Source organism: Legionella anisa (assembly GCF_001467525.1).
Taxonomy (GTDB): Bacteria; Pseudomonadota; Gammaproteobacteria; order Legionellales; family Legionellaceae; genus Legionella; species Legionella anisa.
Map to the genome: position 1 here is coordinate 39,420 of NZ_LNXS01000029.1, position 26,212 is coordinate 65,631.

Sequence of the window (26,212 nt, forward strand, 5' to 3'; positions counted from 1 at the left end):
GCATTTGCTGATGGAATTTGAAAGACTTGATGTTTAAAGCATGCGAGTCTTTTACCACTTGTTCAAATCTTTAATGCTCGAACTTACTAATTGGGATAACCAATGCACTCCCTCGTCATATTGACTCTTACTGTGCATTACCAGGTAAATAGGGGTTGGTTCCAGATTGAACGGTAGGGGTTGCATTTTTAAATTAAACTGTTCTGAAAAGATATTAATTAAAAAACTGGGGGCCGTGGAAATAACGGTATCGGAATTGGCTACTGCAAAAATCGCAGGCAAAATATTTTTTACAAAGAGCATGTCATTGCGTACTTTTTTCCTTTTATGCAAATATTCTGCTGAATGGCTGTATCTTGCTGGATTAAAACTAAAGGCAATATGTTTACAGGTCAAATAATCTTTTAAAGATATGGGCTTACTTATGAGTGAATTATTTTGGCTCGCAAAACAAATAATTTCTTCTTCATATAGTTTTTCTGCTTTAAGTACCGAAGGAAGTGAATTTTCATTAATGGCTCCAATTGCTATATCTACGTTATCATCAATAAATAAGAGCGGATTATCTGCCATTGATTCAATAGTCGTTTCAATAACAATATGGGGTAGTTTTTCGAGTGCTGAAATTAAGGAAGGCAACAAAATTAATTCAACATAATCAGGTAAAGCAATCTTAAATGATCTCTTGGAGTGGAGGGGATCGAATCGTTCACTAGGATGCAAGATATTTTTTAAATCAAACATTACTTGTTCTAATTGTGGTTGTAATTCCTTTGCTTTTGGGGAAAGAAAGTATTCCCCTTTACCGGGAACAAGCAGCGGATCCTTAAATAGTTCTCTAAGTTGCTTCAAAGAAGCACTCATTGCAGGCTGGCTGACGAACACTTTAGCAGCAGCCGCACTCACACTTTTTTCAGATAATAAAGCATCCAGATGCGATATTAAATTTAGGTTAATTCGTTTAAAAGGAGTCATGATTTACCTTTTATAATAATTCTCTCTTACATGAAGTATAAGAAATTTGGAATTGATTACAAAAGGTAGGAGACATAAAGTTAGGCAGCTGGTGTTAATTTTATATTAAGATAGTTGCTATGTTTTGGGCTGTTTAAATTATCCCGGGTTCCGCTGCGCTTCACCCAGGCTACAATTCCTAATGTTTTTGAGTAGGTACTTGAACATCTGGAATTTTTGCTTCATCAAACTGAGGTTCGGATTTTTTTGAGCGATGGTCTTCTGCAATGTAAGTATATAAAGTGGGAACTACAAACAGAGTAAATCCCGTTCCGATTAACAAGCCAGTTGCAATGACTAGTCCTATATCAAAACGACTCACAGCACCCGCTCCACTGGCAATCAATAAGGGTAAAACCCCAAATACCATCGCAGCAGTCGTCATGAGAATGGGTCTTAATCTGATGCCAGCAGCTTCTTCTACTGCTGCTCGTCTATCCAGATTTTTTTCACGTTGTAAATGATTGGCAAAATCAACAATTAAAATTCCATGTTTAGAAATTAATCCAATTAGGGTAATCAAACCGACTTGGGTATAAATATTGATACTTGCCAAGCCCAAATTCAAAGGAATTAAAGCGCCACAGATGGACATAGGCACACTAATTAAAACGATTAACGGATCGCGAAAACTTTCATATTGAGCTGAAAGTACTAAAAAAATAATGATGATTGCAAAGACGAATGCAAAGAGTAGGGCGCTTCCTTCCTGGATAAACTGTCTTGACTCACCACCATAATCAGCGGAAAAACCTTTAGGCAAAGTATCATTGGCGGCATTTTGTAAGAATGCCAGGCCTTCGCCTAGCGTTTTTCCAGGCATCATGACGGCTTGAATGGTCGCAGAATTCATTTGTTGGAAATGTGACGCCGCATTCGGTGCCGTTTTTTCCTTAGCAGTAACTACCGTTGAAAGGGGAACCATGGTACCGTTCATGGTTTTTACATAAATTTGTCCTAATTGCTCGGGAGTCATACGAAATGAGCGGCTTAATTGGGGTATTACCTGATAACTGCGTCCTTCCAAGTTAAAGTAATTCACGTAACCGCCTGATAAAGCGCTGGTTAAGCTGCTTCCTACTGCTTGCATATCTAATCCCATTTCTGAAGCTTTGGAACGATTAATATCTAATACAATTTGTGGCTTATTGAATTTGAGTGAATTATCGACATAAATAAATAAACCACTTTTTTGGGCTTTTTCGGTCAGTTTATTGGAAACATCGAGTAAGCTTTGAAAGTCATTCGTTGTTTTGATGACGAATTGTACTGGCGTACCGCCCCCGCCGCCTGGAAGAGGAGGAGGAACAATTGCAAAAGCATTTAAGCCTGCAACTTGTGATAATTTATCTTGCAAGGGTTGTTTTAAAGCAAACTGGCTTTTACTGCGTTGATTCCACGGTTTCAATACCATTCCTGAGATGGTTTGGCTGCTGTTGTTTACGGTAAAATAATTTTCTGTTTCAGGGAAACTTTTATAAATCTCATCGAATGGTTTAGTGAACGCTTCAATGTAATTAAGTGTCGCATATTGAGGGATCATCGCCATGACAAAAAAGAAGCCTTGGTCCTCATCAGGGGCTGTTTCTGCTGAAGTATGAGTATAGAGATAAGGCAGCATAATGATAACAACCGCTGCAAAAAACAACATAATGACGCGGGTGTTCAACAAACTATGTAATGCGTTTTGATATTTTACTTTAAGTTTATTGAAAAAATTATCGAGAAAATGAACAAACTTGCCACTACTAATCTCTTTAGATAAAACTCTTGAGCACATCATGGGTGAGAGGGTTAAAGCGATGATCCCAGAAATGATAACTGCACAGGCCAAAGTAAAAGCAAATTCTTTAAATAAGGCGCCAGTTAGTCCTCCCATAAACCCAATTGGTGCATACACAGCAGCAAGTGTAATTGTCATTGCAATAACAGGAGTGGCTATTTCTCGAGCCCCAATCAATGCAGCATCAAAAGGAGTTTTTCCTTCCTCAATATGACGATGAACGTTTTCTACGACCACAATTGCGTCATCAACTACCAAACCAATAGCCAAAACAAAAGCAAGTAAGGTAAGTAAGTTGACGCTGTATCCGAGTACAAGCATCAAGGTGCATACACCAATTAATGACAGAGGAATAGTGACAATGGGAATGAATACTGAGCGAATCGATCCCAAGAATAAGAAAATGACTACGATAACAATTAGACCTGCTTCAATAATGGTATGGGTCACTTCATCTAAAGATGCTCTAATAAACTCTGTTGCATCATAGACTATTGTTCCTGAAAGAGATGGTGGAAACTCTTTGATGATTGAGGGAAGTATTTTTCTTACATCGCTGATTACTGTAAGAGGATTTGCTGTAGGCGTAGGGGTAATGGATAAAAATACCGCTTTTTTTCCATTGAATGTGACGGAGGTATCATAGTCTTGCGAGCCTAATTCGACTCTACCGATATCGCGCAAACGAACTATAGATCCCTTGTCGCTTTTAACAATCAGATTACTAAATTGTGCGGTGTCATTAAGATCTGTTTTCGCAGTGACACTGATTGCTACGTATTCACCTTTAGTATTTCCAGCAGCAGTGAGGAAATTATTTTTAGCAAGTACGGCAGAAACATCTGAGGGGGAAACACCCAGTGCGGCCATTTTAATTGGATCAAGGAAAATTCGCATGGAGTAAGTTGCTCCACCTAAAATCTCTGCTTTAGCTACACCATCTACAGTTTGCAATTGCGGTTGTACGACACGAGTTGCGTAATCCGTGATTTGCTGAGGCGTCATTTCTGTACTGTCCAAGCTGATGTACATTAATGCTGTGGAGCTATCCGATGCTTTTAATATAACCGGCTGTTGGGATTCTTTAGGAAGTTGGTTTAAGGTTTGTTGCACTTTGCTCATTACATCGGTAAAGGCTACTTGCGGATCAAAATTTAATTTAATATTCAGGGTGATGGTGCTTAAACCTTGTGTACTTGAAGAGGTCATATAATCAATCCCTTCTGCACTGGCTACCGCTTTTTCTAGAGGTGAAGTAATGAATCCCGCAATAAGATCCGCATCTGCTCCTGGATAAGCGGTCATAATGGTAATTACTGTATTATCCATGCGAGGGTATTGGCGAATTTGCATGTTATAGATGGAGTTAATACCAAAAAGAAAAATGAGCAAACTAATTACCATGGCAAGTACAGGCCGCTTGATAAAAAGATCGGTAAATTTCATAAAACTGTTCCTGAATAAAAAGTTTTTGTAACAGGGCAATGCCCATACTCAAACGTAGCCTGGGTGCAGCGTAGCGGAACCCGGGTTTTATTGAGTTTGCGCTACTTCCTGGGTTCCGCTGCGCTGCACCCAGGCTACATTACAACGCCGCATAGTTTATTGTTCCAACATATCCGGATTACTGACTTCATTTAATTTGACATCATTATTGATTACAACAGGAGTACCGTTTTGTAATTTTATTTCACCGGCGCTTACAACGAGTTGTCCTGCCTTAACTCCTTTTTTGATTACGGTATAATTTCCACGTTGCTCACCTGTGGTGACAAAAACGCGCTTGACCGTAAGCAGATCGGAACCATCTGGGTTTTTCTTACCGTCTGCATTTTTCTCTATAATGTAAACCGCATTACCGTATAAACTGTAAGATACAGCCGTTGAAGGAACAATGACTGTTTTAGGTTCAGGGGGTTGGCTTATCTCAATCGAAGCAAACATGCCTGGCACGAAGGTAAAATTATGAATTTTATTTTTACTGTTTAAATCGGTACTGCAAGAGATAATTTGTTTATTTCCCATGGGCTCTTTTCGGGTTTTTATTAATGGAGAGTTTTTGGGATCTTTAATTGCTGCCGAAGGGCAATTAGCAAGAGTACCTTGAACTAACATATTGTGTGTATTGACATCCACTTTAGCATTAATTGCAGTGACCTTAGCTTCAAAAAGAGCATTAGGGAATGCTTCTACGGAAAAGGTAATGGTTTGATCAGGCCGAATACGTTTGTAGAGTTGTTCCGGGAGATAAAACTCTAAATACAAAGGATCAAGTGATTGCAAGGTAACAATTGTTGTCTGTCCGGGACTGATAAATTGCCCTAAATTGACTTGTCGTATACCTAATTTCCCAGCAAAGGGAGCAGTGATATGCTTCTGATTGATTTGTGCCTGAGTTTGATCCAATTTTGCCTGTGCCTGATCGAGATTTGCTTTGGCTTCATCAACATTGGAAATTGGTGAGGCACCTCGTTTGAATAAATCATTTTGACGCTTATAACTTAAGGTTTTCAGGGTTAATTCTGCTTGGTTAAATTTTAATATCGCTTGATCAACGCTGTCATCAATCGTAATTAAGGGCGCATCCTTATCAACGTACTGTCCCGATTCAAAATCAATTTTCACTACGTTTCCTGAAGCTTGGGAGCTGACATCAACCCCATTAAATGCAACGAAATTACCCACCGCATTAATCGTTGGTTGCCAGTCTACTGCTTGGGCAACAGCTGAAGCGACAGAGACAGCAGGTGGTTGGTAGCTTGCAAAGAAACGCTGAATCAATACTCCCTTGATCAGATTAAAAGCAATGATTCCACCAAAAACAATCAATAAGGCTATTCCCATGATGATCATTCGCTTTTTCATTAATGCTGCTCCCCTGAATACTTAAACCTAGAGCAGTTGAAACCTTCTGCGAATCCACTGAGTCAACGGCTTTTCTAGGTTAAAAAACGTTAAGTTTTTAAAATCTGCCAAATATAACATGAAAGATGAATTTATTACTCTTATTGTGCTTATAAGTTTCAATTTTATTTATTTCATGGTTATAAAAATATCCTATTGACTAAATACAACACTTTGCTACTATGCTGCTTTCATCACACAAAGGAGAAACCATGAAGTTGAAGTCCTTGTTATTTGCTCTTTGTTTTTGTTTAATTGGCCAAGTTTTTGCAGCAAATGCACATTTGCACCCAAAAGCTACCGAAGCTGACAAAAATCATAAGTCTGCTGGTAAATCAACGATGTATCCAGGTTATTGTGAAATTGAAATCATCAATAACAGTATCGACAATGTCCGTGTATACGGTTCTTTTGATGATGGAGCTCCCTTAGATCCTTTTACAATATTCTATTATGATGCGCCTCATTACATCAGCTTGTATTACTATGGTTACTGCCATTCTGGTATGAATCTTTTAATTCAAGGTCCTTACGGCACTATTTACTCCGGTTGGACTAACGTAAACAGCACTGTACGTATCGTTAATTACCTGAACAAAGGTGTTAAAGGCGATAAAGTTGAGATTACTGCAAAGAAATAAGTAATTTTATAAAATAAGCAATAGCTTATTTGATGATAGGGAAGTTGCATTCTGTTGCACCTTCCCTTTTTTATTTGTGTTTCCGGAGTTTTCATGAAGCGTTTAATCCCTTGCTGTATTTTGTTACCTTTATTAACTTCCTGTGAGATGACGCAGCCTGAATATTATGAGGCAGGTTATTATCACTCCGCTCAACCCCATTCCGAAATTTATGGTTTCGATGAACGTCCACATGATTATCGACATCCTAACCCTCATCATCGAACTCATAAAAAAACAAAAGGGGCTACTAATCAAGCGAAGACACATGGACATAATCATCATGCAAATGATCAGAAGCAAGTTACTGTAAATAATGCCAAGCCAAACAATGTTCATGGACATGACAAAAAAAAGAACCAAGTTAGTTAAGCATCCTTCAGAATCTGGACCCAAAGTCATAATTAATGACTAATTTCAAAAGCACTTATTCAATGGAATCAGGATCTAATATTCCCCGGTTATGTTTTTTTGCTGCCGGGGACAGGTTTTTAACCAAAATAGCAGCATTATTTTCGATTTGTATTCACAATTCGTAACCAAGTAAATTTTGTGGTAGTCTTATGACGTTTTTTCTTTAGGGAGTTTTTGGATGCGTAACTCACTTAAAATGCTGTTTGTGGGACTTTTATCTATAATTATCATAGCATGTGTTGCATCTCCAGGTAGTGAAAGCACAGGAGAGTTTTTGGATAGTTCGACTACCACTGCTAAGGTAAAAGCAACATTAGTGAATCAATTAGGGCGCACAGGTTTAGCAATACAAGTTAAGACCTTTAAAGATGAAGTGCAACTTAGTGGTTTTGTTGCTTCCCCAAGATTGAAACAAAGAGCAGGGATTATTGCTGCAAGTGTGGATGGTGTTAGCAGGGTACGTAATGACATCATTGTTAAACCTTAACCATTTTCCCAAGGATTACTCATGTTTGACCAAAGCTATACCATAGAAAATTTTGATGACGAACTCTATCAAGCTATTGTTGATGAACAACGCCGCCAAGAAGAGCATGTAGAACTCATTGCATCGGAAAATTATGTAAGTCCACGTGTTTTACAGGCTCAAGGTTCTGTATTAACGAATAAATACGCTGAAGGATATCCAAGTAAGCGTTATTATGGCGGATGTGAGTATGTTGATGTTGCGGAGGAGTTAGCAATTGCGCGCGCAAAAAAACTTTTTGGTGCGGATTACGTTAATGTTCAACCTCATTCGGGTTCACAAGCCAATGCCGCTGTAATGATGGCTCTCTTAGCTCCTGGTGATGTTATTTTAGGTATGGCATTGCCCCATGGTGGTCATTTAACTCATGGTTCCAAAGTTAATTTTTCAGGTAAGCTTTATGAAGCGATACCTTATGGTGTTGATGCGCAAACTGGTTTAATTGATTATGATGCTTTGGAGCGTTTGGCTCTGGAGCATAAACCCAAACTGATTATCGCAGGATTTTCCGCTTATTCACGTATCCTTGATTGGCCTAGATTCAGAGCAATAGCAGATAAAGTTGGCGCTTATTTAATGGCAGATGTTGCTCATGTTGCTGGTTTGATTGCAGTGGGTCTTTATCCTTCCCCAGTTCCTTATGCAGATGTGGTAACAACTACTACCCATAAGACACTTAGAGGGCCGAGAGGTGGGATGATTTTATGCCGTGCCAATGAAGAAATAGAGAAAAAATTAAATTCTTCTGTTTTTCCTGGTAACCAAGGCGGCCCATTAATGCATGTAATTGCTGCCAAAGCTGTTTCTTTTGCTGAGGCCTTATTGCCGGAGTTTAAAACCTATCAACAACAAGTATTATTGAATGCCAGGACCATGGCGTCAGTACTGATGAGTCGTGGGTACAAGATTGTCTCCGGTGGTACAGACAATCATTTATTATTGGTTGATTTAATTGATAAGAACATCACAGGTAAAGATGCGGATTCGGCTTTAGATAAAGCAAATATTACCGTGAACAAAAATACGGTTCCTAATGATCCTCGTTCTCCTTTTGTAACCAGTGGATTACGTTTGGGAACCCCAGCAGTAACTACAAGAGGATTTAAAGAAAAAGAAATAACGCTTTTATCAAATTGGATAGCAGATATTCTTGATGATATTAACAATGAAACGACTATAGCAAAAGTTAAAGAACAAGTATTGCTTTTATGTCGTGAGTTTCCGGTTTATAGATAATTATGTTTTGCCCTTTTTGCCACGCAGAAGAAACTAAAGTAGTAGACTCACGCCTGGTCGCTGAAGGCGCTCAGGTGCGTCGAAGGCGAGAATGTCTTGTATGCCATGAACGTTTTACTACTTTTGAGACAGCTGAATTAATCATGCCGTTAATCGTTAAACGTGATGGCCGGCGCGAGCCATTTAATATTGCTAATTTACGCTCAGGTATGTTACGCGCTTTGGAAAAAAGACCAGTAAGTGTCGATGCATTGGAAGCATCAATTATTTCAATTACTCAAGAAATTCGCCGTAGAGGTGAGAGGGAGATTGATTCTCAGATCATTGGTGAGCTGGTCATGAAAGAATTATATAGTTTGGATCATGTTGCTTATGTACGGTTTGCATCTGTATATAAACGCTTTAAAGACGTCAGTGATTTCAGACAGACAATTGATCAGATGAATAAAGAATAGAACCGTCCAATAGTGATTTTATCCCTTCTCTTTAAGTTAAGAGAGAAGGACTTTATAGATTTTTTAAGAAGAGTTCATGAGGTTAAGGTGGAAAAGCAGTCAATAAGCGGTAAAAGAAAAGCCCGAAAATTAGCACTTCAGGCTCTTTATCAATGGTTAATGTCAGGAAGCGAATTACATGAAATTGAGGCACAATTTCGTGTCATTAATAATATGGATAAGGTGGATGTAGATTATTTTTGCCGTATTTTGCACGGTGTGCCCGCTCATGTTGAAACTTTAGAAGCACGTATTGCTCCATTTCTTGACAGAGAGATCAACGGACTCAATCCAATTGAACTGACTGTACTTCGTATTGGTTCTTTTGAGTTACTCTATTGTCCTGAAATTCCTTATAAAGTTGTTCTAGATGAATCAATATCATTGACTAAAGAATTTGGTTCCCAGGATGGATACCGTTATGTTAATGGAGTATTAAATAGTTTGGCGCAACAGGTGCGTTCAATTGAAATCAGTCACCATGAATGAGTTCTCACTTATTGATCACTTTTTTAAACCACTTGATTGCAGACGGGATGATGTATTATTAGGTATTGGTGATGATGCGGCCTGTGTGCGTGTTCCTCAAGGAATGAACCTACTGGTGAGTACAGATACTTTGGTTTCAGGTGTACACTTTCTTCCACAATGGAATGCTTATGACATTGCGTGCAAGTCAGTTATGGCTAATGTGAGTGATATGGCTGCTATGGCAGCAGATCCTTGTTGGATTACTCTTTCTTTAACTTTGCCTGAACTCAATCAACAGTGGCTTACTTTATTTGTGCAAGGATTAAAAGATTCGCTTAGCCAATTTAATATGGCTTTAATAGGCGGTGATACAACACGAGGCCCTTTATCAATAACGCTAACTGTTTTTGGTACTGCACCAAAAGACAAAACGATACAACGTAGTGGAGCTAAACCTGGAGACATAATTGTAGTTTCAGGTGAGTTGGGTGCTGCAGCCTTAGCAATTAAATTTCTTGAAAATCAGAAGATACCTCAAGAAGATAAATCTGAATTAATGGATAAATTGCTGCATCCCAAACCTCGAATTGATTTGGTTGATCTTTTACGACGTTATGCAACTGCAGCTATAGATATTTCAGATGGACTTAGTGCAGACTTAAATCATGTCTGTGTTGCGAGTAATGTTGGCGCGTGTCTCAATGAAGAAGCAATTCCAATACATACATTACTCGATAAGTATTGGTCTGATAATGCAGTTGACTTGGCATTGACTGGTGGTGATGATTATGAGTTATGTTTTACAGTACCAGAGCATCGATTGGCTTTATTGATGAATGAGTGCAAGGAAGCTCATTTACATTGTTATCCTATTGGAGTAATTGAAGCGACCCCTGGTATAAGAATAAACGATGTGAATAATCGCTGTCATGTGTTAAAACCAGCAGGTTACTCACATTTTTAGTAGAGGCAAGAACAAGAGTTCATCTATTGCAGAGCATTTGGATACAACCTTTAAAATGAGCTAAGTATAGAGAAAAAGAAATGAGACAAATCAATTTGGCAAAAAATGTGTTCCAAGATCCTATTTACTTCATCGCTTTTGGATTTGGCAGTGGTTTAATGCCTACTGCTCCAGGCACCTGGGGGACATTAGCTGCGATACCTCTCTATTTGCTACTTATGGGGACTCATTGGGTAGTTTATCTTTTTTTTACGCTAATCGCATTTGTATTGGGAGTTTGGGTTAGTGAAAAAGTTTCCCAGGATTTGGGTGTGCATGATTATAAAGGAATTGTTTGGGATGAGGTTGTAGGTTATTTATTCACTATGTTTTTGGCACCCAAAGGAGCGATCTGGATGCTTTGGGGATTTATTTTGTTTCGAATTTTTGATATTTGGAAACCACAACCTATAGATTATATTGATCAAAAAGTACGCGGCGGGTTTGGGATTATGTTGGATGATGTATTCGCTGCTGTGCCTGCTTGGATAATAATGCAACTTTTAGCATGGAGTTTTGCGTAAATGAATGAGAACCATAAAGAGCTCATTAGTATGGGTTTGACTGTTGGAATTGTAGTTCTTAGTTTATTTATTATTCATCGTTTTATTCCATCATTGATCTGGGCTTCCATAATTGTTATTGCTACCTTCCCCTTATATGAAAAATGGCGTTATTTTTTTGGGAATAAAGATAATTTATCTGCCTTACTTTTTACAACTTTAATCGGCTTATTGTTTCTACTTCCATTAAGCTGGTTATTGGGTTTGTTGATAAAGGAGTTACAGATATTTATTAATTTCTTGCAAGATATAAATCAACAAGGTGGCGCAGCGCCTGAATTTTTAAAAGACTTTCCATTTATGGGAAATGATTTGATTACCTATTGGGATAATTATATTGGTAAGCCAGGAATGATTAAAAGCCTGCTGTCTAATGTTCACTTATCATTAACTCCAACGAGCTATTATGTAAAACAAATAGGCTCCAACTTAGCGCATCGAAGTGTTCAAGTAGGTTTTACCCTGTTGAGTTTGTTTTTCCTTTATCGGGATGGCGATCGATTAATAGTACAGATTTATCAAGTTGGGGAATCGTGTTTGGGGAAAAGGTGGTTTCGTTATGCAGACAGACTCCCTAGAGCATTGAGAGCCACAGTAAATGGAACTATTGTTGTTGGGTTAGGTGTGGGGGTCTTAATGGGAATTTGTTATGGCCTGGTTGGTTTTCCCGCACCTACTCTTGTCGGATTTGTTACAGCACTTGCAGCAATGATTCCATTCGTTGTGCCTATAGTTTTTATTACGGTAGCGATTATTCTGTTTTCATTCGGTAGTATGATTGGCGCAATTATTGTTCTGGTTTGGGGAACTTTAGTGATGTTTGTTGCAGATCATTTTGTTAAACCTGTATTAATTGGGGGTGCAATCGAGTTGCCTTTTTTAGCGGTGTTATTTGGAATTCTTGGAGGAGTAGAAACTTTAGGTCTGCTTGGTTTGTTTGTTGGGCCTTTAGTTATGGTTTTATTTATGACTTTATGGCAAGAACCGCAAACACTAGCTTCCACAAAAATCCATCATCCTGAAGAAAAAGCATGAAAGTAAGTGCTCAGTCAATGATGGCAGCTTAAGGGAAAGGCACTCAAAATGTAGCCTGGGTGCAGCGCAGCGAAACCCGGGTTTCACTTCGTTTTACCCAGGCTACAAGCTGACTTTTCCCCAAGATTCTTAATGTGACTAAGAGACAGCCAGTAACACAGAGGACTGAGCGATTACTAACGGATAAAATAATCCAACCCAGATTTCTTTAGATCTTATGACTTAATTACTTATAATTGCAGGTATCAAAACGATAAACAACGCCTGCACTGCCCATTTGCGCCTGCAATGTTCGACCAAAACTACCAGAGCTTGCTGTTGCTAAATAGCGATAGGCAGCATTTAATGCCCAGTTCTCTGCAAAATTAAAAGTGAGCCCGGCAGTTCCTTGATAAGCAAAGGCATGTTGATGGTCGTCAAAAAGAGTTACGCCAAATGGACCTGTACTTTCTAAAGAAGTTTGAATGTAAGCATATCCAATACCTACCCCTACGAAGGGAGAAATTGTGGGTAGGATAACGTCGGGAAAATCATAATAAATATTGGCCATACCTATATTGGCATTGGTGTTTCCTGTTACCCCGATTTGATCGATGAAATCAACCTGAAAGTTTTGGGTATTGGCACGTAAGTAAGTGTATTCCAATTCATAGCGCATAGGATTGTATTGATAACCTAAACGTAATCCAGCATTAAAACCACTTTCATAATCAACGTTATCAAACTGAAATCCCAAAATGTTTTTCGATACATTTCCATTTAAATGAGTATATCCGCCAAATGCGCTGGAATACCATCCATTGACCGGAGTTGCTGCTGCAGCGATACCACTTGCTAATAATGTAACTGAAAAAAATGCAAATTTCATAACATCCCTTTGTTATTATTTTTTATCGAATCATGTTAACGTGTTGCTTTAAATTTGCAAGTACTAGAAGAGCATATTTTAGAAAAGAGAAGCGCATAGGAAATTTTTTATCTTCAAGATTTAATCGATACATTTTTATGGCAGAATTTAAAACAGAGTCTATACTTCCAATTGGCATCTTTTGTATAAAAATACTTTATGTGAGATGCTGCGATAATTTTGCCAATCGATATGAAGTGGATGCGACAGATACTCTGTTAGTACATAAGTTTTAAACCTAAAATAAGTCCAATCTTGCTTTTAAAAAATAAGTCTAGACCTTCAGCTGATGGAGTGATGTTTCGGCGAAGATAATTATTATATTCTCGCATGATGTAGAAAAATTAACATGACGATACGCGTGCGATCAATGTAGCATAATAATTTTCTGCTTGTATGAAATTAATATTAATGTAAAGATAAATTTGCATCATGAAAAGGAGTTTCAAAAATGCCAAAAAAAAAACCATTGAAAATATCTAAAGAATTTGTTGAACAAATAGTGGCTATAATTGCAAACGAATCGGAAGAAGGACGCAAAAGAATAGTTGCCATTGCTCAAAGAGCAGAAAAAAATTATGAAAAACCCGTAAAATCATGGATCACAGGTTGGATCTATCAATACACCAGAACTCGCGGTGAAAAAATAGGCCACTCAATTAATGTGATGAAAGACTTTCCCGACGCATATACTCGCTTGCAAGAATTAAAGCTCATGATGAGTGAGGGTGCGTGGAATGTAAAAAGCTCCTATAATTATTTTCTCTTTCTTGAATTTATCGACGAAGTCCCTGATTACCAGCCTTTGGCAGATCATCTTATGCCTGACTTTGTGATGGATCTGAAGGACGAAGTATTGACAGAGATTAATAGCTATATGGCTCAATATAAAGCGACATTAGAAGATAAGAAAGCACGAGAAATTGAGCGTCAAGCAGCTCGCGAAAGCGCACGCCAAGTAACTGAAAACGTGAGGGTTTTTAATAATTTGGCTGCTGCGAAACAATGTCAATCCACGCAACAAGATAAAACTGTTTTTTCTGTAAGTTATAAAAATGATCAATGCCATATTTCTTGGGTCGATGAAAAGGGTGAGGTTTATCCGCTTACTCCAACCGACGAGTTAGCACAGAAGATGGCGACATTAGAAGACCGCGATGTAGAAAAATTAAATACAGTGCATTTAAGACGGATTAAACGAGAGTGTCTCAAAGCAAGAGAACAATATCTCGCTAAAGTTCAATTAGTTATCAATCCAGAAAATCCCAAAACGCATAGTGCTTTGACTAACGATGAGCTTATAGCAAATGGGATGACATCAACTTTTGTTTTACGCCGTACAGAGGGTGAAACAAGTCTTTGGTGGATAAATAGTATAGGAGTTCCGCATAACATTACTTTAACTGATCATTCAAAACTGAATTCCTGGTTGGCTGATCATAAAGCTGCATTAAATGAAGCAGATGTTTTACCATTAAAAGCTTATTTACTGCAATTAAATACTGCTCAATCAATTGCTTCATCGAAATTGCATGAAATGAATAACAAGTTATCTCATGTGTTGCAAGCACAGAGTATGTTATCTCAAGCGTTACCAAAGAAAGATGAGCTGGGACAGCCGGTAGTTGATAAAACTAGGGAATCTAAAGGCAGAATAGACCTAAAGCAATTTGCCTTGATCGAGCAACATATGAAGGCTCATTTAGAAAAAATAGCTACTGATAAACCTACTCTGTCTAAAGTAGAAGTCGTTGAAGAGTCCGTAAAAGAAGTTCCTAAAAAGTTAGATAAAAGTAGGTATGTGGCACTTTCACAATTACCTACTTTTTGGCAACAACGCAAAGTTGCTGATCAGGAACAATCAGAATTGCGCGAAACTAAGTCTTTAGGTACTTGTTAATATTTTACGTCCCGGGTGTAGCGCAGCGTAACCCGGGTTATCGAAGAGTGAAAAACCCGGGTTACGCTGCGCTACACCCAGGCTACGTTACAGACGGTTGTAAGCAACCAGGCTTCTGCAAATTCAAAAACCATTGGTGATTGGATAACGCCAGTCTTTCCCAAAAGCGGTTGGGCTTATTTTAATTCCTGGTGCGGATTGGCGGCGTTTGTATTCATTGCGCTTAATCAATTGAATTACTTTTGTTACAGTTTCTGCGGCAAAACCTTGCTGAATTATTTCTTCGGGAGTTAAGTTTTTCTCCATATAGGCAATAATGATTGCATCTAATGTTGCATAGTCAGGTAAACTGTCCTGATCGGTCTGATCAGCTCTTAACTCAGCTGATGGGGCGCGGGTTAGAACGCGTTCTGGAATGATTTCAGAAAGACTATTACGATAGCGTGCAAGAGCATAAACTTGAGTTTTAAGTACGTCCTTTAATACGGCAAATCCGCCGGCCATGTCTCCATATAACGTGGCATAGCCTACAGCAGATTCACTTTTATTCGAAGTGGTAAGTACCATTTTGCCAGTTTTGTTAGACAATGCCATAATCAATACACCGCGAATTCGTGCTTGAATATTTTCTTCAGTCGTATCGGGAGCTCGCCCTGTGAATACTGGTTCAAGAGTGGTCATTAGGGCATTAAAAGCGGGTTCAATCGATAGGGTGGAATGTGATACGTTCAATTTTTCTATTTGCGTTAAAGCATCTTCATTACTCATTTGCGCGGTGTAACGTGAAGGCATAAGCACAGCATGAACTCGATCTGCTCCTAAAGCATCTACTGCTACAGCTAAAGTTAGTGCCGAGTCAATTCCTCCTGAAAGCCCAATCAAAACTCCAGGGAAATGATTTTTATTCACATAATCTCGAGTACCACACAGTAATGCTTCATAGATTAATGGCTCAAACTCAAGAAGGGGAGACAATGCGCCTTCAACATGATTTGCATGGATCGCTACAGTACGTAAATCTTCTTTAAATGCAGGGGATCGCGCACAAACCTTGCCTTGTGAATCAATTGCTAACGATTGACCATCAAATAATAGTTCATCCTGGCCTCCAATTTGATTTGCATAGATTATTGATATGCCGCGTTTTGCGTAAGATTTTAAGAGGTTTTCTCGTTTTTGATATTTACTGTAATCAAATGGAGATGCATTTAAAACGAGTAAGACAGAAATTCCTTTCTCAATTAAATCTTCTGCAGGACCTGGATACCATAAATCTTCACAGATAATCACACCTATTTTGTATTGATTTACATCTAAAATACATGGATTTTTTTCTCCTGGAGTAAAATAACGTGCTTCATCAAAAATTTGATAATTGGGTAAATTTTGCTTGTGATATTCTGCGACTTTTTGTCCTTTATAAAAAATACTCACGCTATTATACAGTCGCTGCTCTTTTTGACTTGGGTGTCCTACAAGGACATAGCAATCTTTTGTTACAGCCTGAATCTGTTTTAAATGTTCAGCAACTGCGTGTTGAAATTCCTTACGAAAGAGCAAATCTTCAGGAGGATAACCTGTTAAAGCCAATTCGGGAAAGAGTATTATATTGTGATCAGCTTGTTTGCTTTTTATAACCTCTATGATTTGATCCCTATTGGATGCCAAAGCACCTACTGTGGGATTGATTTGTGCCATAAGTACAGTAAGCTTATTTTGCATGATATATACTCTAAAAAGACTCCAAAGAGCGATAAACTAATATAAAGAACCTTTAATTTAAAGATAAAAATGTCAATTAATTTAAAAATTGACTAAAATAGATCCTTTGTCCAGTAAAAAACACGCTTATGTTAAATGAAGCACTCTCAAAAATGCCAGAAGTCTTTGATGCCAAAATATTATTGCGAGGTCAAGAATATTTTGAAAATGGACATGTGCTCAATATTCGTTTTAGCGACGGTCTATTAAAAGGTCGAGTTAAAGGAAGTTCGAGCCAAATTTATGATGTACATATGGATTTGAAATCTTGGCCAAAAAAATTAGCGCATTGCACTTGTAATTATCAATATAATTGCAAACATGCCGCTGCGTGTTTATTTGCCCTACGCGATAGAGAAAAAGTAAGCTCTCCATCTTTTGCAGGTAATAAATTAGATAAAAGGCTCGATAGTTGGTTGAAAAATTTGCGTGCTCAAGAAGCTGCAATTGTAAAAGCACCCGAAGTGACACATCATTTAGTTTATCTCATAGACCTAAGACTGGATGGCTATGAGCATCGAATCGTGATTAGGTTAGCTTTAGCCAAGCTATTAAAACGTGGTGGTTATGGAAAAATGATCCCGTTTAATAGTCTCTCTGATTCTAAAAAACAGCATTTTATTGGCGATGATAATGATTTGGTAGCGCTCCTTCTGTTTAAATGTGGTGTTTCAGGTTGGTTTGATACATTAACCATTCGCAATAGCGAATTATTAGAACGAATTATCGCAACTGGACGAGCTTTTTTTATACAAAACGAGGACGAGTCGATTCATTTGGGTGAGGCGATTCAAGGTACTTGTGAATGGGTGTTATCTCATAATGGTAATCAAAATTTATTGTTAACACATGAAGGGAATGTACTTGAACCTTTGCTGTTGGATGAAAGTTGGTATTTTAATCGTTCCGAAGACAAAATGGGACGTTTAGTTACTCCCTATCCAATAAAACAATTGAGTTATTTGTTGAAAGCACCTCCAATTCCAATAGAACAGGCCGAATTACTAGCAAACAAAATGGCTAAAACATGTCCCGAGTTTCCCTTGCCGCAAGTATTTGCACAGCGAGAAGCTCGACACGTTACACCAGTACCCGTGCTTATTCTAGATGCCATTAATGAATCGGATAATGAGTCTTCCTGGCTGTATGACTCTGAAGAAGAACTGCATGCTTTATTTACGGCACGTATTCTTTTTGATTATGCCGGTTTAATGATTGCAGGTTCTGAAGAATGTAACACCGTCGTATGCCAGCAGGAAGAACGTTTAATTGAATACACACGTCATAAGAGTTTTGAGCAATCAAAATGGGATGAAGTGCAGGAAATACTTGAGTTAAGAACACCGAGAGCCTGGGAAAATGAACAGTGGAAAAAAATAAAACAGGCTGATTTTGTTTTGCAGAATATTAATGTTTTGGCAGATTTGGAATTTGTTTACAGTCAATTAGTACCCGAGTTAAAAAGCCGCGGTTGGCGAGTCGAATGTATTAGTCCAGTGTATCACGAAGTGATTCGTGCTGATGATGTAGAGTGGTATTCAGACCTGCATGAAAATGCAACCGATTTTTTCTCATATCAATTGGGAATTTTGGTTGAGGGTAAACCAGTCAGTATTGTACCTTTGGTAGCAGATTTAATTCATCGTTACAGTGGTAATGATTTGGATAATCTTCCTGACACACAATTAGTCAAGATGCCTTTGCATGACGGACGGGCTTTGCAGTTAGAAATGGGGCGAATTAAACCTTTGGTGCGTCTGTTACTTCAATTTGGCGTGCGCCGTATCGATGAAAATCAACACTTACAAATTAACAAATATCAACTTATTTTAATGCGTGAAGCTGAATTAGCTATTGCGGCAACTAAAACACGTTGGCAAGGCGCTGAAATTTTAAGAGATCAAATAAAACAATTGTCTCAATTAGCCCATATTCCTGAAATACTACCACCTTCTGGCTTGCATGCTCAGCTGAGGGATTATCAACGCTATGGTTTAAATTGGTTGCAATTTTTGCGAACAAGCCATTTCAGTGGCATTCTTGCTGATGATATGGGATTGGGTAAAACAATACAAACCTTGGCTCATTTGCAATATGAAAAAGAGCAAGGTCGTATTAACGCAGCAACCTTAATTGTTGCACCAACAAGTCTTGTAGGGAACTGGGAGGCTGAAGCCAAACGTTTTACTCCATCATTAAAGGTCTTAATTTATCATGGTTCCGAGCGTCATCAGGATAATTTTAATGACTATGATATCGTTGTTTCTACTTATGGATTAATCCATCGAGATAAAGAGAAATTTGTCACTTATTCTTTTTATTATCTGATTTTGGATGAAGCGCAATTTATTAAAAATGCGCGTACGAAAACGACGCAAATTATTCAGCAATTGCATGCTACCCATCGTTTATGCCTGACCGGAACGCCTTTGGAAAATCACTTAGGTGAGTTATGGTCGTTGTTTCATTTTCTGATGCCTGGTCTATTAGGTGATGCGAAGCAATTTAGACTTTGGTTCCGAACTCCTATTGAGAAATATGCCGATTTGAATCGACGAGAGGTTCTGACAAAGAGAGTACAGCCCTTTATATTGAGAAGAACAAAAAATCAGGTGGCACGTGAATTACCTCCTAAAACAGAAATGACACGTACCATCGAAATTATTGGCCAACAGCGTGATCTATATGAAGCAATTCGTATGAGTATGGAGAAAAAAGTTCGTGATGCGATTGCAAAGCAGGGCCTGGGTAAAAGCCATATCCTTTTGCTGGATGCACTACTGAAATTACGGCAGGGTTGTTGTGATCCTAGATTATTGTCTTTGCCTGAAGCAACGATTGCACATGGTACATCTGCAAAACTAGAGGCCTTAATGGATTTATTGGATAACTTGGTAGGTGAGGGAAGACGAGTCTTGGTTTTCTCACAATTTACTTCCATGTTGCAGTTAATAGAAGAAGAATTGCATGCGAGAAGTTATGATTATTTAAAATTAACGGGGCAAACAGTACATCGACAAGCAATGGTAGAAAAATTTCAGGAAGGAAAAATTCCAATTTTTCTTATCAGTTTGAAAGCTGGCGGCACTGGACTTAATTTAACGCGTGCTGACACGGTAATTCATTATGATCCCTGGTGGAATCCTGCAGTAGAAGATCAAGCTACAGATCGAACTCATCGAATAGGTCAGGAAAATCCTGTGTTTGTCTATAAGCTAATCACTTCGGGTACAGTAGAAGAAGCTATTTTAGGAATGCAAGAGAAAAAGAGACAATTAGTTGAAGGCGTTTTATCCGCTGATCCGGCCAAGGCAATGGCTTTAAGTGAAGAAGATGTAGAACAGTTTTTTACACCATTATAAAAAATTACTTCTTAAGGCTGGCATAGCTCTTGTAGCCTGGGTGCAGCGCAGCGGAACCCGGGATATAAATGGATTTCTTAATCCCGGGTTCCGCTGCGCTGCACCCAGGCTACAAGCTTGATTCATTCCAAGCTAAACATTTATTTTTAAAATTTACTTCATTAAAACTAGCATAGTTTTCAATCATAGCATAAGCTATTAAATGATTGTAAACATGGAGAAAATTATGAACTTATGGAAGCTAGCTTGTGGTTTTTTTGTTGCTATGTTTTATTTACCTGCAGCACTTGCCGCATCGCCAGTAGGTACCTGGGTGACTATTGATGATAAAACAGGTAAGAAAAGAGCTGTTGTCACCATTAGTGAATCCGGAGGTACTTTAAGTGCAGTGATTAATAAGGTATTTCCGCAACCTGGTGATACTGGAATTTGCCAGAATTGTCCTGGTATGTTTAAAGGAAAGAAGGTTGAAGGATTGACTTTTATGTGGGGCTTGAAGAAGGAAGGAGATAACGAGTGGGGCGGTGGCTCTATTTTAGATCCCAAGTCAGGGAAAATCTATCGTGCCAAAATCACTGATAAGGGCAATAAACTTTTAGTCCGAGGATATCTGGGGATTTCTTTATTAGGACGTACTCAAGTTTGGAAAAAACAATAGCTTATCAACAAAATTCATCCCGAACAGCTTTGTTCGGGATGACATCTATGTAAAAGAACATTACAATAGACCTCGTTCCAAATTTCTCATTGCATCACGACCATGTATGATCTGCAAAACTCCAAAAAAACGGTTGATCCATTAAAACGCCCCCCCCATTCAGTGGAAGCGGAGCAATCCATTATTGGTGGATTAATGTTGGACAATCAGGTTTGGGATAAAGTCAGTAATAAATTATGTGAAACCGATTTCTATCGCACTGAGCATCGAATTTTATTTCGAACAATCTCCAATTTAGTAAAAAAAGATCAACCTTTTGATGTAGTGACTTTGCTTGATGCCTTAAAGTCTTATAACGAATTGGATGATGTGGGTGGGGAAGCCTATTTGTTCGAATTGGCTAATAACACCCCCAGTGTTGCTAACGTATCTGCTTATGCCGATATAGTTCGTGAAAAATCAGTACAGAGACAGCTTATTACTGTAGCTACCGAAATTGCTGATTCAGCATATAATCCTGGAGGCAGGCAAGTGCCTGAGCTTCTTGATATGGCAGAAACTAAAGTGTTTGCTATAGGTGAGCAAACAGGTGGTGATGGCGGGCCTCAGAATATAAAATCAATTTTAGTTCGTGCGGTAGAAAAAATTGATGCACTTTATCATAATGGTGATGCAATTACCGGGCTTGCTACAGGTTTGTCTGATTTGGATGAAATGACCTCAGGATTGCAGCCTTCCGATTTAATTATTGTTGCTGGTCGTCCTTCTATGGGTAAAACGACTCTGGTTATGAATATGGCAGAACATGCCGCGATTAAATCTGGAAAACCCGTACTTGCTTTTTCTATGGAGATGCCGGCAGATTCTTTGGCAATGAGAATGATGTCTTCTTTAGGGCGCATTGATCAGCATAAGATTAGAACGGGTAAACTGGATGATGATGATTGGCCTCGTGTGACCTCAGCAGTACATATGCTTTCTGACGCCCCTTTATTTATAGATGATACACCCGCTTTAAGTCCAGGTGAAATGCGTGCACGAGCCAGGCGTTTAGCCAAGGAGCAAGGTAACTTGGGGCTAATTGTGGTAGACTATTTGCAATTAATGAAAGTGCCTGGGTTTTCAGCGGATAATAGAACGGCAGAAATATCTGAAATTTCACGCAGTCTTAAATCGCTTGCAAAAGAACTACAGGTACCAGTCATTGCTTTATCCCAGTTGAACCGAAGTTTGGAACAACGCGCAGATAAACGTCCTGTTATGTCTGATTTGCGTGAATCGGGTGCGATTGAGCAAGATGCTGATTTAATTTGCTTTATTTATCGGGATGAAGTCTATAATGAAGATAGTCCTGATAAAGGAACAGCAGAAATCATTGTGGCCAAGCAAAGAAATGGTCCAATTGGTAAGGTTCGTGTAGCCTTTATTGGTAAATACACTCGTTTTGAAGATTTAGCTTATAATGGTTATCAAGGGGTAGATTAAGGTGTCCAGACCTACCAAACTGGTGATAGAGCCAAGCGCTTTGCATCACAACTTAACGCGAATAAGACATTTTGCTCCAGGCAAGAAAATAATTGCTATGGTTAAGGCTAATGCCTATGGTTGTGGTGTGCATATTGTAGCACCAATATTGGAAGGACACGTAGATGCTTTTGGTGTAGCGTGTATTGAGGAAGCCCTGGTACTTCGTAAAATAGGAATACGGACTCATTGTATTCTTTTTCAAGGTATATTTAGCCCTGATGAATTTAAGGTGGTAGCACAGCATCAATTTGGATGTGTTATTCATCAACCACATCAGGTACAGTGGCTTTTAAATACCCCTCTAGATACGCCGATTAAACTCTGGGTTAAAGTAAATACAGGTATGCATCGCTTGGGTTTTAAGACTCATGAACTGCAAGGTGTGATGGATGCATTGCAATCTTGTCCTTGGGTGGATAAAGAGATCGGTTTGATGACCCATTTAGCATGTGCGGATGAGCCTGAACGCATCGAAAATTTTCAGCAAATTACTTTGTTTGAGAGCATTTCTACTTCTGGGTTTAGTCAACGCAGTATTGCCAACTCAGCTGCCATTATTTCTTTTCCGCAAACTCATATGGATGTTGTCAGACCTGGTATTATGCTTTATGGAGTATCACCTTTTGCCGATCAGACTGCAATTGATTTGGGTTTACTTCCGGTAATGCGTTTTGTTTCAGCAATTAGTGCAGTTCATCATAATCCGCCTTTGGCGCAAGTTGGGTATAGTGGTATTTGGAAAAGTGAAAAGTCTTCCATTATCGGTATTGTTGCTGCGGGTTATGGTGATGGTTATCCACGGCATATTGCAGCAAACACTCCAGTTTGGGTTCAAGGCAAAGAGGTTCCTATTGTAGGGCGAGTATCAATGGATATGCTTGCTGTAGACTTAACAGATCATCCGGAAGTAAAACCTGGAGCGCCTGTTGAGCTTTGGGGGACACATATTTTAGTTGAGCGAATCGCACACGCAGCAGGAACTACGGGTTATGAATTATTATGTCAGATTTCTGAGCGAGTGCGTCACGGTTAAGAACATAATTATGTAGCCTGGGTGCAGCGAAGCGGAACCCGGGTTTTACTGATTTAGAATTCCCGGGTTTCGCTTCGCTGCACCCAGGCTACAAAATATAGCTGTTCTTAACTATGGATAATAACTGAGCGTGATGTTAGAATTACAACCGATTTCTATAACCTTTTAATTGGGTGATATGTTATGAAAAAAATAGCTGTTGCATCATTGTCTTTATTATTAGTTGGTTGTGCATCAATGAATCATCAAGACGTAGGTACTATCTCAGGTGGAGTTATCGGCGGATTGATTGGAAGTCAATTTGGTGGTGGCCCTGCAGCTAAATTGGCTGCAACAGCAGGTGGTGCTATTGCTGGTGCTTATTTAGGTGGTCAAATTGGTAAATATATGGATAAAGTGGATAGAATGGAAATGCAACGTGCCTTAGAAACTGCACCCACAGGCAAATCAGTACATTGGTCAAATCCAGACACCGGAAATAGTTATACAGTACAACCTACTCGTACTTATTATCGTGAGCGTTTGCCTTGCCGTGAGTATCTAACTAAGGCAATCATTGATGGAAGACCACAAACATTACGTGGTAGTGCATGCCGTCAGCCAGATGGTACATGGCATGTTGTAAACTAATCACTTAGATTGATGTAGCCTGGGTGTAGCGAAGCGAAACCCGGGTTCCCCGTTTCGTTATACTCAAACCAACCGTTTACACCCTATTGCGAATAATTAAGTGGCAACTGAATTATATCTTCGGATTAATGATGGTTAGCATTACTAGCTGCAATGAGACTAGCTTTCCAAATACTGCATAATCCATATTTAAAGGTAGTCTCTAGGCTAAAGTGTTTTTTTAGATAGTTCTGATTCCAAATCAACTTCCTTGTCTTCAAGTTGAGGAAGCCCAATTTTTAATCGTTCGGCATTGATTTGATTTTTATCATAAGTAAATCCTTCATAAGGAGGGATAATAGTACCTATTTTTAATTCCGTTTCAGTATCCTCTTCTTGTACCATCTGGGTGCCATACTTTTGTGCCTTTGGAGGATTATCATTCAATTTCCACTTGTCAAAGGATGAAGCCATTAAAAGTCTTACATCCATTGCTTGTGGATCATCAGGTTTAAAGTTTAGCGCTCTTTTAGCATATACATATGCTTTTTTATTATTTTTTGCCGAATGACTCGAGTAAAGAATCATTGCGGCGTAATAATAATCTGCGCCTTCTGGGTTCTTATTTTTTTTCATAATTTCTTTTACTAGTTTGATCCTTTCCGACATAACCTTATTTTTAGGTATATTTCCTGATCGTCGTTCTTTCTGATCTGCCTCATAAATATCTTTTAAACGAGCAGGAGGGGTTCCTTTAAAAAAGCCAACGGCTTCGATAGCATGAGTGGTTTTTTGATTTTTTACAGGTTCGACTTCTTGTTTTGCAGCTAATATTTTTATACTAGACATCAATTGACGGCTTTGTAGTAAATACACAAAAGATGTTAAATTTTTTTTAAAACCACTTGCACATCTACCCTCTAAGTGAATTTCTCGAATATCACGAAGCAAATCTTTACGAATAGAGGTTTTTGAATATTTTGTTAATGCATAATTTTCTTTTGAGGTCAGGAGAGCAAGGAGTTTTCTTTCCGCATCGCGATTTTCTTTTTCGTGTTCTGGAAATGATGATGGATCTTTTGTTAAATGCTCATACAGTGCTGCAATACTAGGTCCCAATATTCTCGTCACTTGGTTTTGATCTAAAGATTCGGGGCGATCAAGAATTTTGTCTGCAGCTTCTACTACATTAACAAGTAACTCCATAGTATCTTGTTGGATTTGCAAACAAGCGGTGCTGAGTTCTTGTGCATTTGCTGCAAATGTCCTTGTGCGGAAACGGCCTTCACCTTCAATTTTTTGATAACACTCTTTAACTAAATCGTTTTGTAATAATCGTTCAACATCCTTTTTTGTAAATAGTCTAGGATGCTTTTTTGATACATTTTTAAAATCAACTAAAAGTCCATTTTCAGGGAAAACTCCCATCCAATCCGCTTGAAAATCTAAGCCCTGTCCCTGAAGGTAATCGAGAATTTCTGATATTTTATATAAATAGCCACTTTCTGAAGTAAACATGGGCTCTTCAGCTGTTTCATCTGTGAGTTGATTATCATTAGAGTCTGAAGAATACATAATTTTAACTTAATAGAAACTCTTTAATAATTATAGCATGCGAGTTATTTGATGAATTGTTGCTTTTGCTCATTGGAGCTAATCAGCAAGCGTAGAAGCTGTCTTTATAAGCAAACTAAATGTTGATTAAAAAGGTTGTTTATTTTTAAGCACCCCAAAGATAAGATGAGCTACTATTAAATCATATTTTCAAGACACAAGCTGGGCTAAGGCTAGTGCAGCCCAACATGGATCTTTCAATTTCCGTTGTTGGGTTGCACACGTTCGGCACCAGCCTACACGCCTACTATTTTACTTCCTTATCCTTTTTTACTTTCTTTTCCTTTTTTACTTCTACATCGTGTAGTTCCACATCCTTTTTCTTATCACAACAGACGCATTTGCAGCAACTAAATAGGTTGTATAACCAGCCTATCAGAAAGCCTGTGATGAATGCATCAATGAAGCCTATAACACCTCCCAATAAACTTCCCATTATCGAAGGCTTATATCCAGGATATAAACTACCTACAGCTGTTACAAAACCATGTCCATAGGCATAATAGTAAGCAATCAATCCTATTATTAAAATAGATATCCCCCACAGAACCCCAAGTGCAAGGCCTAGAGCCACAGGGCTTAATTTGCAACCTTTCATGCTCGTCTCCTTTTTTATAGTATCGTCCTATAAAAACCGTAGCCTGGGTGCAGCGAGCGAAACCCAGGAATTTATTTACGAAACCTGGGTTTCGCTTCGCTGCACCCAGGCTACAAAGCT

22 protein-coding genes are annotated in these 26,212 nt (G+C 38.6%); 15 read left to right on the top strand and 7 right to left on the bottom strand.

Annotated features, from left to right (window positions below; translation table 11 throughout):
* Positions 1 to 51 precede the first annotated feature (51 nt).
* The 3 genes from lelA to Lani_RS09395 all read right to left on the bottom strand — a co-directional run bounded on the left by lelA (position 52) and on the right by Lani_RS09395 (position 5,662).
* Positions 52 to 978 (bottom strand): LysR family transcriptional regulator LelA, encoded by a 927-nt coding sequence (lelA, locus tag Lani_RS09385; RefSeq protein WP_085956444.1) that lies wholly within the window; start codon positions 976 to 978, stop codon positions 52 to 54.
* A gap of 175 nt (positions 979 to 1,153) precedes the next feature.
* Complete coding sequence (locus Lani_RS09390; protein ID WP_019233767.1) at positions 1,154 to 4,243, bottom strand: efflux RND transporter permease subunit; 3,090 nt, start codon at positions 4,241 to 4,243, stop codon at positions 1,154 to 1,156.
* Positions 4,244 to 4,399: 156 nt separating this feature from the next.
* Positions 4,400 to 5,662, bottom strand: coding sequence for an efflux RND transporter periplasmic adaptor subunit (locus Lani_RS09395; RefSeq protein ID WP_019233766.1), 1,263 nt, complete (start codon positions 5,660 to 5,662; stop codon positions 4,400 to 4,402).
* A gap of 251 nt (positions 5,663 to 5,913) precedes the next feature.
* Here Lani_RS09395 and Lani_RS09400 point away from each other — a divergent pair, with 251 nt between their 5' ends.
* The 9 genes from Lani_RS09400 to Lani_RS09440 all read left to right on the top strand — a co-directional run bounded on the left by Lani_RS09400 (position 5,914) and on the right by Lani_RS09440 (position 12,123).
* A complete protein-coding gene (locus Lani_RS09400; RefSeq protein WP_019233765.1) occupies positions 5,914 to 6,342 on the top strand; it encodes a hypothetical protein in 429 nt (142 codons plus the stop codon).
* A 93-nt stretch (positions 6,343 to 6,435) separates the two neighbouring features.
* Complete coding sequence (locus Lani_RS09405) at positions 6,436 to 6,753, top strand: hypothetical protein (RefSeq protein ID WP_058388518.1); 318 nt, start codon at positions 6,436 to 6,438, stop codon at positions 6,751 to 6,753.
* A gap of 220 nt (positions 6,754 to 6,973) precedes the next feature.
* Positions 6,974 to 7,282, top strand: a complete 309-nt coding sequence (locus tag Lani_RS09410; RefSeq protein ID WP_019233763.1) for a BON domain-containing protein — start codon at positions 6,974 to 6,976, stop codon at positions 7,280 to 7,282.
* 21 nt (positions 7,283 to 7,303) lie between these two features.
* Positions 7,304 to 8,557: a serine hydroxymethyltransferase gene (gene glyA / locus Lani_RS09415; protein ID WP_019233762.1), complete on the top strand. Its 1,254-nt coding sequence runs from the start codon at positions 7,304 to 7,306 to the stop codon at positions 8,555 to 8,557.
* A 2-nt stretch (positions 8,558 to 8,559) separates the two neighbouring features.
* Positions 8,560 to 9,012 (top strand): transcriptional regulator NrdR, encoded by a 453-nt coding sequence (gene nrdR / locus Lani_RS09420; RefSeq protein WP_019233761.1) that lies wholly within the window; start codon positions 8,560 to 8,562, stop codon positions 9,010 to 9,012.
* Positions 9,013 to 9,099: 87 nt separating this feature from the next.
* Positions 9,100 to 9,540 (top strand): transcription antitermination factor NusB, encoded by a 441-nt coding sequence (nusB, locus tag Lani_RS09425; RefSeq protein WP_019233760.1) that lies wholly within the window; start codon positions 9,100 to 9,102, stop codon positions 9,538 to 9,540.
* Positions 9,533 to 10,486, top strand: a complete 954-nt coding sequence (gene thiL, locus Lani_RS09430) for a thiamine-phosphate kinase (RefSeq protein ID WP_019233759.1) — start codon at positions 9,533 to 9,535, stop codon at positions 10,484 to 10,486. The genes nusB and thiL overlap by 8 nt, the downstream gene beginning before the upstream one ends.
* 80 nt (positions 10,487 to 10,566) lie before the next feature.
* The gene (locus tag Lani_RS09435) at positions 10,567 to 11,049 is read left to right on the top strand and encodes a phosphatidylglycerophosphatase A family protein (RefSeq protein WP_019233758.1); all 483 of its coding nucleotides are present in this window, start codon (positions 10,567 to 10,569) and stop codon (positions 11,047 to 11,049) included.
* Positions 11,050 to 12,123: an AI-2E family transporter gene (locus tag Lani_RS09440; RefSeq protein WP_019233757.1), complete on the top strand. Its 1,074-nt coding sequence runs from the start codon at positions 11,050 to 11,052 to the stop codon at positions 12,121 to 12,123.
* Between the two features lie 226 nt (positions 12,124 to 12,349).
* Here Lani_RS09440 and Lani_RS09445 read toward each other — a convergent pair whose 3' ends face one another.
* Positions 12,350 to 12,991, bottom strand: coding sequence for an outer membrane protein (locus Lani_RS09445; protein ID WP_019233756.1), 642 nt, complete (start codon positions 12,989 to 12,991; stop codon positions 12,350 to 12,352).
* A gap of 490 nt (positions 12,992 to 13,481) precedes the next feature.
* Here Lani_RS09445 and Lani_RS09450 point away from each other — a divergent pair, with 490 nt between their 5' ends.
* The gene (locus tag Lani_RS09450; RefSeq protein ID WP_019233755.1) at positions 13,482 to 14,930 is read left to right on the top strand and encodes a hypothetical protein; all 1,449 of its coding nucleotides are present in this window, start codon (positions 13,482 to 13,484) and stop codon (positions 14,928 to 14,930) included.
* A gap of 123 nt (positions 14,931 to 15,053) precedes the next feature.
* Here Lani_RS09450 and Lani_RS09455 read toward each other — a convergent pair whose 3' ends face one another.
* Positions 15,054 to 16,652 carry an NAD+ synthase gene (locus Lani_RS09455; RefSeq protein WP_019233754.1) on the bottom strand — a complete coding sequence of 533 codons (1,599 nt, stop codon included), beginning with the start codon at positions 16,650 to 16,652 and terminating at the stop codon, positions 15,054 to 15,056.
* Between the two features lie 128 nt (positions 16,653 to 16,780).
* On the opposite strand from Lani_RS09455, the gene Lani_RS09460 reads away from it, so the two are divergent.
* From Lani_RS09460 to Lani_RS09480, 5 genes are all read left to right on the top strand, one after another.
* On the top strand, positions 16,781 to 20,053 hold the full coding sequence (locus Lani_RS09460; protein ID WP_058388519.1) for a DEAD/DEAH box helicase: 3,273 nt from the start codon (positions 16,781 to 16,783) through the stop codon (positions 20,051 to 20,053).
* Positions 20,054 to 20,279: 226 nt separating this feature from the next.
* Positions 20,280 to 20,711 carry a DUF2147 domain-containing protein gene (locus Lani_RS09465; RefSeq protein WP_019233752.1) on the top strand — a complete coding sequence of 144 codons (432 nt, stop codon included), beginning with the start codon at positions 20,280 to 20,282 and terminating at the stop codon, positions 20,709 to 20,711.
* Between the two features lie 102 nt (positions 20,712 to 20,813).
* Positions 20,814 to 22,196, top strand: a complete 1,383-nt coding sequence (gene dnaB / locus Lani_RS09470) for a replicative DNA helicase (RefSeq protein WP_058388520.1) — start codon at positions 20,814 to 20,816, stop codon at positions 22,194 to 22,196.
* A 1-nt stretch (position 22,197) separates the two neighbouring features.
* Positions 22,198 to 23,271 (top strand): alanine racemase, encoded by a 1,074-nt coding sequence (gene alr / locus Lani_RS09475; protein ID WP_019233750.1) that lies wholly within the window; start codon positions 22,198 to 22,200, stop codon positions 23,269 to 23,271.
* Positions 23,272 to 23,454: 183 nt separating this feature from the next.
* Entirely contained in the window at positions 23,455 to 23,901 is a 447-nt protein-coding gene (locus Lani_RS09480) for an RT0821/Lpp0805 family surface protein (protein WP_019233749.1), read from the top strand.
* Between the two features lie 207 nt (positions 23,902 to 24,108).
* Here Lani_RS09480 and Lani_RS09485 read toward each other — a convergent pair whose 3' ends face one another.
* Complete coding sequence (locus Lani_RS09485) at positions 24,109 to 25,455, bottom strand: hypothetical protein (protein WP_058388521.1); 1,347 nt, start codon at positions 25,453 to 25,455, stop codon at positions 24,109 to 24,111.
* A 286-nt stretch (positions 25,456 to 25,741) separates the two neighbouring features.
* A complete protein-coding gene (locus Lani_RS09490) occupies positions 25,742 to 26,092 on the bottom strand; it encodes a bacteriophage holin (protein WP_019233746.1) in 351 nt (116 codons plus the stop codon).
* Positions 26,093 to 26,212 lie beyond the last annotated feature (120 nt).

Bases quoted from the DNA above. Each gene is read 5' to 3' on its own strand.
- Lani_RS09485 (WP_058388521.1), bottom strand. From the start codon at position 25,455: ATGTATTCTTCAGACTCTAATGATAATCAACTCACAGATGAAACAGCT.
- Lani_RS09445 (WP_019233756.1), bottom strand. From the start codon at position 12,991: ATGAAATTTGCATTTTTTTCAGTTACATTATTAGCAAGTGGTATCGCT.
- thiL (WP_019233759.1), top strand. From the start codon at position 9,533: ATGAATGAGTTCTCACTTATTGATCACTTTTTTAAACCACTTGATTGC.
- nrdR (WP_019233761.1), top strand. From the start codon at position 8,560: ATGTTTTGCCCTTTTTGCCACGCAGAAGAAACTAAAGTAGTAGACTCA.
- glyA (WP_019233762.1), top strand. From the start codon at position 7,304: ATGTTTGACCAAAGCTATACCATAGAAAATTTTGATGACGAACTCTAT.
- Lani_RS09405 (WP_058388518.1), top strand. From the start codon at position 6,436: ATGAAGCGTTTAATCCCTTGCTGTATTTTGTTACCTTTATTAACTTCC.
- Lani_RS09400 (WP_019233765.1), top strand. From the start codon at position 5,914: ATGAAGTTGAAGTCCTTGTTATTTGCTCTTTGTTTTTGTTTAATTGGC.
- Lani_RS09490 (WP_019233746.1), bottom strand. From the start codon at position 26,092: ATGAAAGGTTGCAAATTAAGCCCTGTGGCTCTAGGCCTTGCACTTGGG.
- Lani_RS09435 (WP_019233758.1), top strand. From the start codon at position 10,567: ATGAGACAAATCAATTTGGCAAAAAATGTGTTCCAAGATCCTATTTAC.
- Lani_RS09440 (WP_019233757.1), top strand. From the start codon at position 11,050: ATGAATGAGAACCATAAAGAGCTCATTAGTATGGGTTTGACTGTTGGA.
- Lani_RS09455 (WP_019233754.1), bottom strand. From the start codon at position 16,652: ATGCAAAATAAGCTTACTGTACTTATGGCACAAATCAATCCCACAGTA.
- Lani_RS09395 (WP_019233766.1), bottom strand. From the start codon at position 5,662: ATGAAAAAGCGAATGATCATCATGGGAATAGCCTTATTGATTGTTTTT.
- dnaB (WP_058388520.1), top strand. From the start codon at position 20,814: ATGTATGATCTGCAAAACTCCAAAAAAACGGTTGATCCATTAAAACGC.
- Lani_RS09450 (WP_019233755.1), top strand. From the start codon at position 13,482: ATGCCAAAAAAAAAACCATTGAAAATATCTAAAGAATTTGTTGAACAA.
- Lani_RS09390 (WP_019233767.1), bottom strand. From the start codon at position 4,243: ATGAAATTTACCGATCTTTTTATCAAGCGGCCTGTACTTGCCATGGTA.
- Lani_RS09465 (WP_019233752.1), top strand. From the start codon at position 20,280: ATGAACTTATGGAAGCTAGCTTGTGGTTTTTTTGTTGCTATGTTTTAT.
- Lani_RS09480 (WP_019233749.1), top strand. From the start codon at position 23,455: ATGAAAAAAATAGCTGTTGCATCATTGTCTTTATTATTAGTTGGTTGT.
- Lani_RS09410 (WP_019233763.1), top strand. From the start codon at position 6,974: ATGCGTAACTCACTTAAAATGCTGTTTGTGGGACTTTTATCTATAATT.
- Lani_RS09460 (WP_058388519.1), top strand. From the start codon at position 16,781: ATGTTAAATGAAGCACTCTCAAAAATGCCAGAAGTCTTTGATGCCAAA.